The organism is Burkholderia thailandensis E264, from assembly GCF_000012365.1.
GTDB classification, from domain to species: Bacteria; Pseudomonadota; Gammaproteobacteria; order Burkholderiales; family Burkholderiaceae; genus Burkholderia; species Burkholderia thailandensis.
The window spans coordinates 959948-972701 of record NC_007651.1; the positions used below are offsets into that span (position 1 = coordinate 959948).

10 protein-coding genes are annotated in these 12754 nt (G+C 69.0%); 6 read left to right on the plus strand and 4 right to left on the minus strand.

Translation table 11 applies throughout. The annotated features are described in order from the left end of the window. The first annotated feature begins 68 nt into the window (after positions 1 to 68). Positions 69 to 485 carry a DoxX family protein gene (locus BTH_RS16505; protein WP_009892494.1) on the plus strand — a complete coding sequence of 139 codons (417 nt, stop codon included), beginning with the start codon at positions 69 to 71 and terminating at the stop codon, positions 483 to 485. A 230-nt stretch (positions 486 to 715) separates the two neighbouring features. Next, positions 716 to 1339: a ParA family protein gene (locus BTH_RS16510; protein ID WP_009892493.1), complete on the plus strand. Its 624-nt coding sequence runs from the start codon at positions 716 to 718 to the stop codon at positions 1337 to 1339. A 96-nt stretch (positions 1340 to 1435) separates the two neighbouring features. Here BTH_RS16510 and panD read toward each other — a convergent pair whose 3' ends face one another. The 4 genes from panD to BTH_RS16530 all read right to left on the minus strand — a co-directional run bounded on the left by panD (position 1436) and on the right by BTH_RS16530 (position 4352). Next, the gene (gene panD / locus BTH_RS16515) at positions 1436 to 1822 is read right to left on the minus strand and encodes an aspartate 1-decarboxylase (protein ID WP_009892492.1); all 387 of its coding nucleotides are present in this window, start codon (positions 1820 to 1822) and stop codon (positions 1436 to 1438) included. A 53-nt stretch (positions 1823 to 1875) separates the two neighbouring features. Next, complete coding sequence (panC, locus tag BTH_RS16520; protein WP_009892491.1) at positions 1876 to 2715, minus strand: pantoate--beta-alanine ligase; 840 nt, start codon at positions 2713 to 2715, stop codon at positions 1876 to 1878. Between the two features lie 568 nt (positions 2716 to 3283). Further along, positions 3284 to 4159 carry a segregation and condensation protein A gene (locus tag BTH_RS16525; protein WP_006024892.1) on the minus strand — a complete coding sequence of 292 codons (876 nt, stop codon included), beginning with the start codon at positions 4157 to 4159 and terminating at the stop codon, positions 3284 to 3286. A gap of 4 nt (positions 4160 to 4163) precedes the next feature. After that, positions 4164 to 4352: a DUF3460 family protein gene (locus tag BTH_RS16530; protein WP_009892487.1), complete on the minus strand. Its 189-nt coding sequence runs from the start codon at positions 4350 to 4352 to the stop codon at positions 4164 to 4166. Between the two features lie 208 nt (positions 4353 to 4560). On the opposite strand from BTH_RS16530, the gene BTH_RS16535 reads away from it, so the two are divergent. The 4 genes from BTH_RS16535 to BTH_RS16550 all read left to right on the plus strand — a co-directional run bounded on the left by BTH_RS16535 (position 4561) and on the right by BTH_RS16550 (position 12538). After that, complete coding sequence (locus tag BTH_RS16535; protein WP_025369522.1) at positions 4561 to 6378, plus strand: autotransporter assembly complex protein TamA; 1818 nt, start codon at positions 4561 to 4563, stop codon at positions 6376 to 6378. A 13-nt stretch (positions 6379 to 6391) separates the two neighbouring features. Further along, positions 6392 to 10495: a translocation/assembly module TamB domain-containing protein gene (locus BTH_RS16540; RefSeq protein WP_009892485.1), complete on the plus strand. Its 4104-nt coding sequence runs from the start codon at positions 6392 to 6394 to the stop codon at positions 10493 to 10495. A 322-nt stretch (positions 10496 to 10817) separates the two neighbouring features. Further along, positions 10818 to 11528 (plus strand): hypothetical protein, encoded by a 711-nt coding sequence (locus BTH_RS16545; protein ID WP_011401888.1) that lies wholly within the window; start codon positions 10818 to 10820, stop codon positions 11526 to 11528. Beyond that, positions 11525 to 12538: a methyltransferase gene (locus BTH_RS16550; protein WP_009892482.1), complete on the plus strand. Its 1014-nt coding sequence runs from the start codon at positions 11525 to 11527 to the stop codon at positions 12536 to 12538. Before BTH_RS16545 ends, BTH_RS16550 begins: the two co-directional genes overlap by 4 nt. The last annotated feature ends 216 nt before the right edge of the window (positions 12539 to 12754 follow it).

Consider the following 12754-nt stretch of genomic DNA (forward strand, 5'->3'; position numbering starts at 1 on the left):
GCCATTTTTCATCAGAAGCGACTCGAATAGAGTTCGTTCCATTCAAACTTCGAAACAAGGAACCCGACATGGATTCGAACTGCTTGAACGGCATCGGTGCCGCATTGCTGCGCGTCGCGCTCGGCGTGCTGTATCTCGCGCACGTCGCGCAGAAGGTTTTCGTGTTCACGCTGCCCGGCACCGCGCAGTTTTTCGCATCGGTCGGCCTGCCGGGCTGGCTTGCTTATCTGACGACGTTCGTCGAGCTCGTCGGCGGTCTCGCGCTCCTTGCCGGCGTGCAGGTGCGGCTTGCGTCGCTCGTGCTGCTGCCCTTCATGCTCGGCGCGACGATGACGCATTTCCCGAACGGCTGGAGCTTCGCCGCGCCGCACGGCGGCTGGGAGTATCCGGCGTTCTGGGCGGTCACGCTCGTCGTCCAGGCGCTCGTCGGCGCCGGTGCGTTCGCGCTCGGCGGCGCGCGAGGCGTTGCGGGCCGGACTGCGTAAGCGGCGCTCGGCCGGCCGCCCGTTCCGCCGGGCGGCAAGCCGCCTCACCGCGACGCGGCAAGCGGCGCGCCGAGCGCGCGGCCCCGATTTGACGCCATCCGTTCGGACGCCGCCGGACGAACCCGTTTCGGTGCAGACGCATTTGCCGATATCATCGCTCCCTGTATCCGCATTTTTCGCGGCGCGGCGCCTGTGCCGGGCATCGCGCCGCGGCTTCTTCGGGGGAATTCATGACGGTGATCGTGGTGGCGAATCCGAAGGGCGGCGTCGGCAAGAGCACGCTGTCCACCAATCTGGCGGGGTATTTCGCGGCGCAGGGCGCATGGGTCGCGCTCGCCGATCTCGACCGGCAGCAGTCGGCGCACGCATGGCTCGACCTGCGGCCGGCCGGGCTGCCCGCGATCGAGACCTGGGCGCTCGATCCCGATTCGCCGTCGAAGCCGCCGCGCGGCCTCGAATACGCGATCGTCGACACGCCGGCCGGCCTGCACGGCAACCGGATGAACGTCGCGCTCGAATTCGCCGACAGCGTGATCGTGCCGCTGCAGCCGTCGATGTTCGATATCCTCGCGACCCAGCAATTCCTCGAGCGCCTCGCGAGCGAGAAGGCGGTGAAGAAGGGCGCGATCAAGGTGGGGGTCGTCGGGATGCGGGTCGACGCGCGCACGCGCTCGGCCGATCAGTTGCATCGCTTCGTGGAAGGGCTCGATCTGCCCGTGCTCGGCTATCTGCGCGACACGCAGAACTACGTGCAGCTCGCCGCGCACGGCCTCACGCTGTGGGACGTCGCGAAAAGCCGCGTCGACAAGGATCTCGAACAGTGGGGACCGATCGTCGAGTGGGCGCGGAAGTAGGCGCTCATCCGCGCCGGGCGCGCACGCGGTCCGACGTGCGCCGCGCCGCACGCGGGCCGGCGGCGCCATTCCCGCCGCGGCCGGCCGGATGAGGTGTTACGTCCAGTTCTGCGTCGGCACGTGATCGCGGCTGCCCTTGATCTTGTTGCCTTCGTCGACGAACACGAGATCGGGCTTCCAGCCCGCCTTCAGCTCTTCCTCGTCGATCATCGCGAACGCGGCGATGATCACGAGGTCGCCCAATTGCGCGCGGCGCGCGGCCGAGCCGTTCAGCGAAATCATCCCGCTGCCGCGCTCGCCCTTGATCGCGTACGTCGAGAAGCGTTCGCCGTTGTTGATGTTCCAGATGTCGATCCGCTCGTTCTCGACGATGTTCGCCGCTTCGAGCAGATCCTCGTCGATCGCGCACGAGCCTTCGTAATGCAGCTCGCAGTGCGTGACCGCCGCGCGGTGGATCTTCGATTTCAGCATGTGGCGCTGCATGATGGCTCCCTTGGTGCTACCAGACGAAAGGCGGTCGGCGGCGTGGCCGGCCGTCAGATTTCCAGATTGTCGATGAGGCGCGTCGCGCCGAGCTTCGCCGCCGTGAGCACGACGAGCGGATCGCCCGCTTCGATTTGCGCCGCGCTCGGCGCGACGAGGTTCTCGCGTCGGCGGATCGACACGTAGTCGGGCTGCCAGCCGCGCGCGGAGAGGTGCGCGACCGCGCGCCGCTCGATCGCCGCGAGATCGCGCTCGCCGTCGAGCACCGCGTCGCGCACCCGCGCGAGCGTCTTCGCGAGCTCGGGCGCCTCCGCGCGCTCGGCTTCGCTCAGATAGCGGTTGCGCGACGACAGCGCGAGGCCGTCGGCGTCGCGCACGGTTTCGGCCGCGACGATCTCGACGGGCAGCGCGAGCTGCTGGCACATCCGACGCACGATCATCAACTGCTGGTAATCCTTCTTGCCGAACACGGCGACGCGCGGCTGCACGCACGCCATCAGCTTCGTGACGACCGTGCACACGCCCGTGAAGAAGCCGGGGCGGAACTCGCCTTCGAGGATGTCGCCGAGGTCGTGCGGCGGCTGCACGCGATATTCCTGCGGCTCGGGGTACATGTCGCGCTCGGTCGGCGCGAACAGCACGTAGACGTTTTCCTTCTGCAGCTTCTCGATGTCTTCCTGCAGCGTGCGCGGGTATTTGTCGAAGTCCTCGTTCGGACCGAACTGGAGCCGGTTCACGAAGATGCTCGCGACGACCGGATCGCCGTGCTGGCGCGCGAGCCGCATCAGCGACAGGTGCCCCTCGTGCAGGTTGCCCATCGTCGGCACGAACGCCGTGCGGTTCTGGCCGCGCAACTGGTCGCGCAGTTCCTGGATCGAGCTGATGACTTTCATGAGTGGGCGGTTCCTCGCGCGGTGCGCGCGTTGGCCGCGCGAGGGCGGCGTGGTCGGGATCGTCGTGGCCGGAACGCGCAGGGCGTCGAGCGTCGGCGATTGTAGAGGATTTGCCGTTTTAGCGCATCGATAAAAGCACGATCGTTCACTTTAATCGGCGGCGGCGCGGCAGTGCGGACGCAATCGAATGGGACGAGGCCGCGACGGCGGCGGTGGCGTTTTGTCGACGCCGGCGCCGTGAGCCGCGCGCCCGTCCAATCCACGCCCCGCTGCGCCCACACTCATAGCCGCTTATAGCCGCTTTGCCTGCGCATACGGCATGGCGGCGTCGATCGCGGCGTGTCGTCGCGTATCGGTGCGCGGCGAGCCGCCGCCGCGCGTTGCCCGCTGAATCGTCAGATCAAATGAACGGCGCGTGTGCCGACTCGCGCGGACACGGTCGAATCCGCGTCGTGCGCGCTCGCGCGCGACGCGCCGAAGCGCAAGAAAGGGCGGGAGACGCGCGGCAGGCGCTTCGCCGCCCGATCGCGGCGTTCGCGCGATGCGACAAGCGCCGCGCGAAACGCGCTCAAGCCGGCAGATATGCGAGCCGCACGTAGATCGGCGCGAACGGCTCGGCCTGCGTGATCTCGACGAGCGATTCGCGCGCGAGCTCGAGCATCGCGATGAAGTTGACGACGACGACGGGCACGCCGCGCGACGTGTCGAACAGATCGGCGAACTCCATGAAGCGCGCGTTCTGCAGCTTGCGCAGGATGAGGCTCATGTGCTCGCGCACCGACAGCTCCTCGCGCGAGATCTTGTGATGCTGGACGAGCTTCGCGCGCTTGAGCACGTCGGCCCATGCGGCGCGCAGGTCGTCGGCGTTCACGTCGGGGAAGCGCGGCGTGATGCTCTGCTCGATGTACACCTCGGCGCGCAGGAAATCGCGGCCGAGCTGCGGCAGTTGATCGAGACGCTGCGCGGCGAGCTTCATCTGCTCGTATTCGAGCAGGCGCCGCACGAGCTCGGCGCGCGGGTCCTCCGCTTCCTCGCCCGTGTCCGCCTTCTTCACGGGCAGCAGCATGCGGGACTTGATCTCGATCAGCATCGCCGCCATCAGCAGGTACTCGGCCGCGAGCTCCAGATTCGATTCGCGGATCTGGTCGACGTAGCCGAGATACTGCGCGGTGACTTCCGCCATCGGAATGTCGAGCACGTTGAAGTTCTGCTTGCGGATCAGGTACAGCAGCAGGTCGAGCGGACCTTCGAACGTTTCGAGAAAGACTTCGAGCGCGTCCGGCGGGATGTACAGATCCTGCGGCAGCTTGAAGAGCGGTTCGCCGTACAGGCGAGCGAACGCCGCGACCCCGTCGACCGTGTCGGGCGTCGAATCCGCGCCGGCGGGCGCGGCGATCGCGTCCTCGGGCTGCGCGCTGGCGCTGGCCTCGTCGGCGGCGCTCACGGCGTCAGAAGTTCTGGTAGTAGACGTAAGGATTCTGGCGCACGCGCGAGCGCTGCTGCGCGTCGCGCTCCTCGAGGTCGATCGGCTGCTTGTCCCACAGCAGCGAGCGGCCCTTGCGCTGTTCTTCTTCGAGCGTCGGCTTTTGCTGCTTCAACTGGTTCAGGAATTGCGTGATATCGGACTGGTACGGCATGGCTTGGCTTTCCGTTCTGAGCCGGGCGCGGCGCGCCCGCGGGTACGATCGACGGGATTTTACCGCAACGCGGGGAACAGCCGGCGGCAAACGGCGTCGAAAGCGCGAGCGTCATGCGTCAATGTGGCCGAAAGCGCGTTCCGCGCGCGCCGCGCTGTGTTCAAATGACGGCTTTGATCCGACGAAAATCTTGCAACGGAGGTCTTGTTTGGCAGGGCGGGTATCACGACAGCATGCTTTTTCGCGCGCTGCGCGCGGCGCGACGCGCCGCGCGCACGGATGGCGGGCATTTGCGCGGCGCGGACTGCGCGTGCTGCTTGCGGGCTGCGCGGCCGTGCTCGCGCAGTCCGCGTTCGCGAAATACGCGGTCGAGATCGACGCGCCGCGCTCGGTCAAGAGCCTGCTCAAGCAGCATCTCGACATCGCCCGTTTCGCGAAGCGCGAAGACCTGAGCGAAGACCAGTTCGAATTCCTCGTGACCGCGACGCCGCAGCAGGTGCGCGAGCTCGCCGCGACGGCCGGTTACTTCTCGGCCGCCGTGCGCACCGACGTGCGCACGGCGGGCGGCGAGCGCCGCGTGACGGTGTCGGTCGATCCGGGCGCGCAAACGCTCGTGTCGGCGGTCGATCTGAAGTTCGAAGGCCCGGTTTCGAGCGAGGACCCGAAGCAGGAGACGGCGACGCGCATTGCGTTCTCGCTGAAGCCGGGCGACCCGTTTACACAGTCCGGCTGGGACGACGCGAAGAACGCGGCGCTCAAGCAACTGCAGTCGCGCCGCTATCTCGGCGCGAAGATCACCGCATCGGAGGCGCGCATCGATCCGCGCACGCGAAAGGCGACGCTCGCGGTCACGCTCGACAGCGGGCCGACGTTTACGATCGGCGCGCTCGACGTGTCCGGCGTGCGTCGCTATCCGGAAAAGATCGTGCACAACGTGAATCCGCTGGCGGCGGGCGAGATCTACGACGCGAAACGCATCACCGAATTGCAGCGGCAGTTGCAGAACACGCCGTACTACGCGAGCGTCGCGATCGACGTCTCCGACGACGTCGCGCGCCCGCTCGACTCGCCCGTTCACGTGAAGGTCAGCGAGTACCCGTACAACAGCGTGCGCGGCGGGATCGGCTACGCGACCGACACGGGGCCGCACATTCAGGGTTCCTATACGTATCTCGACACGTTCGGCTCCGCGTGGCCGCTGTCGGTGTCGGGGCGGGTCGACCAGATCCAGCAGTACGGGCAGGTCCAGCTGTCGATGCCGCCGGGGCCGCGCGCGTGGACCAACAGCATCCTCGCGTCTTATACGAACACGAACGTGTCGGACACGCGGATCTACAGCGCGCGCGTCGGCGCGCAGCGCGCGCGCACCGGGCAGTTCATCGACTACTCGTACTCGCTGATGCTCTATCAGGACCGGCTCGACCAGAACGGCGCCGGCCCGACGACGAGCCGCGCGCTCGTCCCGCAATGGGCGTGGACGCGCCGCAACGTCGACGATCCGCTGTTTCCGCGCTCGGGCAACCTGATCCACGCGGAAGCCGGCTTCGCGGTGAAGGGCGTGCTGACCGACCAGACGTTCATCCGCGGCTACGCGCGCGGCCAGCAATACGTGTCGATCGGCAAGCGCGACCTGTTCGTGTTTCGCGCGGAGCTGGGCGGCGTGTTCACGAGCGGCGGCTCATCGGGCGTGCCGGCGTCGCTCCTGTTTCGCGCGGGCGGCTCGAACTCGGTGCGCGGCTACGGCTATCAGAGCATCGGCCACTCCGTCGACGGCTCGGTGCTGCCGACCAAGTATCTGATGACGGGCACGGCCGAATACCAGCACTGGTTCAACCGCGACTGGGGCGCGGCGACGTTTTTCGACATCGGCACGGCGACCGACGCATGGGGCGAGAAGGTGTTCTATCCGGGCGCGGGCCTCGGCGTGCGCTGGCGCAGCCCGGTCGGCCCCGTCAATTTCGATCTCGCTTACGGCTTGAAGAACAAGAGCGTGCGTCCGTACCTGACGCTCGGCATTGCATTCTGATTTTTCATTTGGCATGACGAAGGACGTATCCGAACCGACCTCCCCCGACGCGCCTGACCGAGGCGCGCCCGGCGGCCCGCGCGAGCCCGCGCCGAACAGGCGCCGCTCGGGCGGCGCGCGCGCGCTCGCCGCGCTCGCGTGGACGACGCTCGCGCTCGTCGTGCTCGTCGCCGCGACGGCGGGCGCGCTCTTCGCCGCCGCGACGACCGAGCGCGGCACGCAGCTTGCGTGGCACGCGGCCGTCAGGCTGCTCGGCGGGCGGCTTGCGGGCACCCTCGAAGGCGGCGCGCTCGCGACCGGCGTGCGCATTAGGCAGCTCGCGTGGACGAGCCCCGACGGCACGGGCACCGAAGTCAGGATCGACCGGGTCGCCGGGCGCTGGGCGCTCACGCGCGCGCCGTGGCGCTTGTCGATCGCGTCGCTGCGCGCGGGCACGATCGACGTGCGCGTCGCGCCTTCGCCGCCTTCGCCGACGGTGATGCCGAAGGATCTGCAATTGCCGCTGCAGCTCGTGATCGACGATCTGCGCTTCGACAAGCTGCTGATCCGCGAAGCCGGCTCGACGACCGAGCTCGACAACCTGATTTTTCGCGGCGCGAGCGACGGCCGCCGTCACGACGCGACGCTCGAGCGCCTCGATACGCCGTTCGGCGCGCTGACCGCGAACGTGCGGCTCGACGGCGTGCGGCCGTTCGCGATCGACGGCGGCGCGACCTATGCGGGCAAGCTGTCGGGCGAGCCCGTCGATGCGCGCGCGCGGGTGTCCGGCTCGCTCGAGGCGCTCGTCGCGGATCTCGACGCGTCGGGAATGAAGCTCGCCGGCCGCGCGCACGTCGAGGCCGCGCCGTTTTCGGACGTGCCGCTCACGCGCGCGTCGATCGTGTTCGATCACGTGAATCCGCGGGCGCTGTCGCCCGGCGCGCCCGTCGCCGATCTCGCGGTGCGCGCGCAGCTCGAGCCGGCGGCGCCGGACCCGAAGACGCCGAAGGCGTTCGTCGTCGCGGGGCCGGTGTCGATCGTCAACGCGAAGCCCGGCGCGCTCGGCGACGAGCGGCTGCCGCTCGTCGACGCGCACGCGAACGTGCGGCTCGACGCGCACGCGCAGCGCATCGACGCGCTCGCCGTGCGCACGATCCGCGACGGCAGCGTGACGGGAGGCGGCGCGCTCGCGAACGGCCGCGGCAAGTTCGATCTGAAGGTGGCGAATCTCGATCTGAACGCATTCGTCGCCGCGCTGCGGCCGATGCGGCTCGCGGGGCCCGTCGGCGTCGCGCTCGAGCCGGGCGCGCAGACGATCGACTTCGATCTCGCGGACGCGAAGCTCGCGCTCGGCGCGAAGGCGAAGATCAGATTCGACGCGAAGCAGACGACGATCGCCGACGCGCGCGTGACGGCGGGCAAGGGGCGCATCGAGCTCGCCGGCACGCTCAAGCACGATGCGCGCTCGACGTACGACCTGAAGGCGAAGCTCGTCGATTTCGATCCGCTCGCGCTGGCGGCGAGCGGCGCGCCGTCCGGCGCGAAGGCGGGCGGCGGCAAGGGCGCGAGCGGCGCGAAGGGCGTGCGCAACGCAAGGGGCAAGCAGCCCGCGAAGGGCGGCGCGATAACCGCGCGGGCAGGCGGCCCGCGTGCGGGCACGGCGCGCGTGAACGGCACGCTCGCCGCAACGGGCGCGCTCGCGCCCGGCTTTTCGACGAAGGCGCAGTTCAAGCTCGGCGACAGCGTCTACGACGGCCTGCCGATGACGGGCGAAGGCACCGTGCAGATGGCGGGCGCGCGGGTCCTGCCGAGCAGCGCGAACCTGTCGATCGCGGGCAACCAGGTCGATTTGCGCGGCAGCTTCGGCGCGCCCGGCGACAGGCTGCGCTTCAAGGTCGACGCGCCGCAGCTCGAACGCCTCGGCTTCGGCCTCGCGGGCCTCGTGCGCGCGAACGGCGAGCTGACCGGATCGTTCGCCCACCCGAACGTCATCGCCGATTACACGGCGACGGGCGTCGTGTTCGGCTCGAACCGGATCGGCGCGGCGCAGGGCCGCGTGGATATTCGCGACGGCGCGAAGGGCGCGCTCGTGTTCACCGCCGATGCGAACGACATCGCGCTCGGCGCGATCAGCCTGAAGACGCTGTCCGCGCACCTGAACGGCACGCGCGCGAAGCATACGTTCGACGCGGCCGCGGTCGGCATCGCCGAAGGGCGCGTGATCAATCTTGCGGTCGCGGCGAACGGGGGCATCGTCGAGGCGCGCGACGGCATGCGCTGGGACGGCACCGTCACGCGACTGTCGAACCTCGGCACGCCATCGATCTCGCTCGACGCGCCGCTCACGATCTCGGCGGGCGCGCAGCGCGTGACGCTCGGCGCGGCGAAGCTGTCCGTCGAGGGCGCGACGCTCGATCTGAAGTCGTTCGCGCTCGAGCGCGGCAAGCTGCGCACGGCGGGCGCGATCACGAACCTGTCGGTCGCGCGCGCGCTGGAAATCCGCGCGGAGCTCACAGGCAAACGCTCGCCGTTGCGCACCGACCTGATCCTCGACGGCGACTGGGACATCACGCTCGGCGACACCGCCGCGGGCTACGCGCAGATCAAGCGCCGCAGCGGCGACGTGACGGTCGAGACCGGGCGCGGCGTCGCCTCGCTCGGCATCACCGCTTTGTCGGCGCGTGCGGCATTCGCGCCCGGCAACCGGCTGAACGCGACCGCGCTCGCGCGGGCAACGCGCATCGGCACGCTCGACGCGAACGTCGTGGTGCCGTTCGCGCTGCGCGACGGCGTGTTCGGCGTGGCCGAGGACGGGCCGCTCACGGGCCGCATCGACGCGGACGTGCCCGCGCTCCAATCGACGGGCGGGCTGTTCGGCCCGAGCTACCTGCTCGACGGGCGCGCGGCGCTGAAGCTGAGCGTCGCCGGCACGCCCGCGAAACCGAAGCTCTCGGGCATGCTGACGGGCGATAACCTGTCGGCGACGCTCGTCGACCAGGGCGTGCAACTGAAGGACGGGATCGTGCGCGTGAAGCTGACCGAAAACCTCGTCGAGTTTCAGCAGGTCGAGTTCCACGGCGGCGACGGCACGCTGCGCGCGATCGGCCGCGTGCGGCTCGACGGCAGCGAGCCGGACCTGACGGCGAGCATCGTCGCCGACAAGCTCGAGCTCTTCGCCGCGCCGGACCGCAAGCTGTCGCTGTCGGGCAAGGCGGTCGTCGAGAACGACGCGCCGCGCGGCGGCATCGCGATCAACGGCAAGTTCACCGTCGATCGCGCGCTGTTCGACTTGCCGGAGGAGGCGGAGCCGCATCTGTCGGACGACGTCGTGATCGTGCGCCCGGGCAGCCTCGAGCGCGGCGGGACGAAGACGGGCACCGCGATCGCGAAGCCCGCGCCCGCGACCGACAAGCCCGCGCCGTCGCTCGCGCCGCGCGCGAACATCGACATCGGGCTCGGCCGCGACTTCCGCTTCAAGGGCCACGGCGCGGACTTGCGGCTCGCGGGCACGGTGACCGTGATGAGCGCGCCCGGCGTGCCGCTGCGCGCGGTCGGCAACGTGCGCGTGACGGAAGGCTCGACGTACACGTCGTTCGGCCGCAAGCTCGCGATCGAGAACGGCTTCTTCACGTTCAACGGGCCGGTGTCGAATCCGGGCATCAACATCCTCGCGATGCGCCGCAACCAGGAGGTCGAGGCGGGCGTGCAGGTGACGGGCACCGTGCAGTCGCCGAGCGTGAAGCTCGTGTCCGAGCCGAACGTGAACGACAACGAGAAGCTGTCGTGGCTCTTGTTCGGCCACGGCACGGACCAGGGCAACAACCTCGGCCAGCAGAACGCGATGACGACGGCGCTCGCGCTGCTCGGCAGCGCGACCGGCAAGCGCGTCGCGCAGACGGTCGGGCTCGACGAGGTGTCGGTCGGCCGCAGCGATGTCGGGCTGACCGATCCGCAAGTCGTGCTCGTGTCGAAGGCGATCAACGAACGCTTCGTGCTCGGCTACGAGCAGGGGCTGCAGTCGGCGAGCAACGCGTTCAAGGCCACGATCAACCTCACGCGGTTCTGGGCGATCTCCGCTTACGGCGGCACGTTCCAGGGCGTCGACCTCAACTACACGCGGCGCTTCGATCGCTGGTGATAATGCGGCAAGCGCCGGCCTCGCGCGGCCGGCGCTTGCCGCCGCGCGCGACGTGCGCAGGGCGTGCGGCGCGCGTTCGCGCCCCGCTTGACATTCATCCGAAATATTCTAATTTGAGGAAGTCGATCTTCACGTCGTCGCGTCGGCGGCCGACGCGCGCGTGAGCGCGCACGCCCGATGCAGCGATGTTCACGGGGAAGATCACTGCCGCTTTTCGCACGGTATCGCGCGCGTGCGTCGACGCGTGTCGCCGCCGCGATCGTTCGTGATGCAGACGGAAAATATCGTCGACGAAACGGCATCGACACGAGGGCGCATACCGATGAAAACCGTGCTGACCCACATCATGCGCCGAAAGCAGTGGTACGCGACGCTGCCGCTCTTCGCCTCGCTGCGCGACGAGCGCGTGCCGCCGCAAGTGCGGCTTGGCTTCATGCCCGCGTTCGCATTCTTCGTCATGGCGTTCGGCGATCTGAATCGCTATCTGCTGCGCAAGGAGCCGACGGACGATCCGCATCAGGCGCGCGTCAACGCGCACACGCGCGAAGACGATCATCATTGGACGTGGTTCCTCGAGGATATCGAGAAGCTCGGCTGGAGCCGCGCGACCACGATGACCGATGCGCTGCGCACGCTATGGAGCGAAGACACGCACCGCTGCCGTTTGCTGATGTACGAGCTGTGCGCGATCGTCGACGCGGCCGACGGTGTCGAGCGGCTGGCGATCGTCGAGGCGATCGAGGAAACCGGTCACGTGCTGTTCGCGCTCACGACGCGGCTCGCCGACGAGGTGCAGGCGCAGACGGGGCGCGAGCTGCGATACATGGGCGCGTATCACTTCGCGCGCGAGAATGGTCACGTGCGCAACGGCGAGCATGCGCAATGGACCGGTATCGAGCTCGACGCTGCGAAGCGGCGGCGCTGCGTCGCGCTCGTCGACCGGGTGTTCGACGCATTCGCCGCTTGGACGCACGAAGCGGCACGCGAGATCGACCGCGTCGCGATGCCGCCGTTCGTGCAGGAAACGCCATGACGCGCGCGCTTCCCCGCTACGACGACGCCGCCGCATTCGACGTCGCGGCGAATCTGTTCGTCTATCCGGCGATGCTGATCGCGCATCGGTTGGGCTTGTTCGACCGGCTGGGCGAGCGCGCGCGCACGCTCGGCGAAATCGGCGCCGCGCTCGGTCTTGCGCGGCGGCCCGCCGAGGCGCTCGTCAACGCATCGGTCGCGCTCGGCTTCGTGCGGCGCGACGGCGATCGCTTCGCGCTGACCGCGCGCGCGCAAGAATTGCTGCTGCCGGCGAGCCGTCAGTATTTCGGCGCGTTCTGGGACTTGATGTACGACAACGGCGACACATTCTCGATCGCCGGCCTCGAAGCCGCGCTGCGGCGCGATGCGCCGCGCGCGTATGGCGAGACGGACATCTTCGATTCGCATCAGCAGCATGCGGAACTCGGCATGCGCTTCATGCGCGCGATGGAAAGCCTGAGTGCGTCGCACGCGATGGTGTGGCCGACGAAGCTCGACCTCGCGCGGCATCGCGTGATGCTCGACGTCGGCGGCGGCTCGGGGGCGAACGCGGTCGGCGCGCTGTCCGCGTGGCCGTCGCTGCACGCGGTGCTGTTCGATTTGCCGGCCGTCTGCGAGCTCGGCGCGACGTTCGTCGACGCGCGCTGGCGCGAGCGCGTCACGCTGCATCCGGGCGACATGTGGCGCGATCCGTTTCCGGCGGCCGATCTGCATTTCTACTCGAACATCTTTCACGACTGGCCGGCCGACAGGAACGCGGCGCTCGCGCGCAAGAGCTTCGATGCGCTGCCGCGCGGCGGGCGCATCGTGGTGCACGAGGTGCTGTATCGCGACGACAAGGGCGGGCCGCTCGCCGCGGCAGGATACAGCCTGATGATGATCGGCTGGACGCAGGGCGAGCAGTACACGTCGCATGAGGTGTCGGCGATGCTCGCCGACGCAGGTTTCGCGTCGATCGAGACGATTCCGAGTTTCGGGTATTCCAGTCTCGTGACGGGGGTGAAGCCGTGACGGCGGCGCGCGTCGGCGTCGCGGGCGTGAGGGGCGGGTGACGCTCGCGAAGCGCGCGGCATCGCATCACGCGCATTGCGCGGAGGGCGGAGAGCGGAGAGCGGAGGCGGAGGGCGACCTCGTGCGATTCGGCGGCCTCGCAACTTCGTGGCTTCGCTTGATGTCGTGACCTCGCGCGATGCGATGGCGCCGGCACTCGCGCAAAGCGCGAAGGGC

What these genes read in the sequence shown, in the direction of transcription:
- BTH_RS16550 (WP_009892482.1), top strand. Translation starts at nt 11,525, where the DNA reads ATGACGCGCGCGCTTCCCCGCTACGACGACGCCGCCGCATTCGACGTC.
- BTH_RS16545 (WP_011401888.1), top strand. Translation starts at nt 10,818, where the DNA reads ATGAAAACCGTGCTGACCCACATCATGCGCCGAAAGCAGTGGTACGCG.
- BTH_RS16530 (WP_009892487.1), bottom strand. Translation starts at nt 4,352, where the DNA reads ATGCCGTACCAGTCCGATATCACGCAATTCCTGAACCAGTTGAAGCAG.
- BTH_RS16505 (WP_009892494.1), top strand. Translation starts at nt 69, where the DNA reads ATGGATTCGAACTGCTTGAACGGCATCGGTGCCGCATTGCTGCGCGTC.
- panD (WP_009892492.1), bottom strand. Translation starts at nt 1,822, where the DNA reads ATGCAGCGCCACATGCTGAAATCGAAGATCCACCGCGCGGCGGTCACG.
- panC (WP_009892491.1), bottom strand. Translation starts at nt 2,715, where the DNA reads ATGAAAGTCATCAGCTCGATCCAGGAACTGCGCGACCAGTTGCGCGGC.
- BTH_RS16540 (WP_009892485.1), top strand. Translation starts at nt 6,392, where the DNA reads ATGACGAAGGACGTATCCGAACCGACCTCCCCCGACGCGCCTGACCGA.
- BTH_RS16510 (WP_009892493.1), top strand. Translation starts at nt 716, where the DNA reads ATGACGGTGATCGTGGTGGCGAATCCGAAGGGCGGCGTCGGCAAGAGC.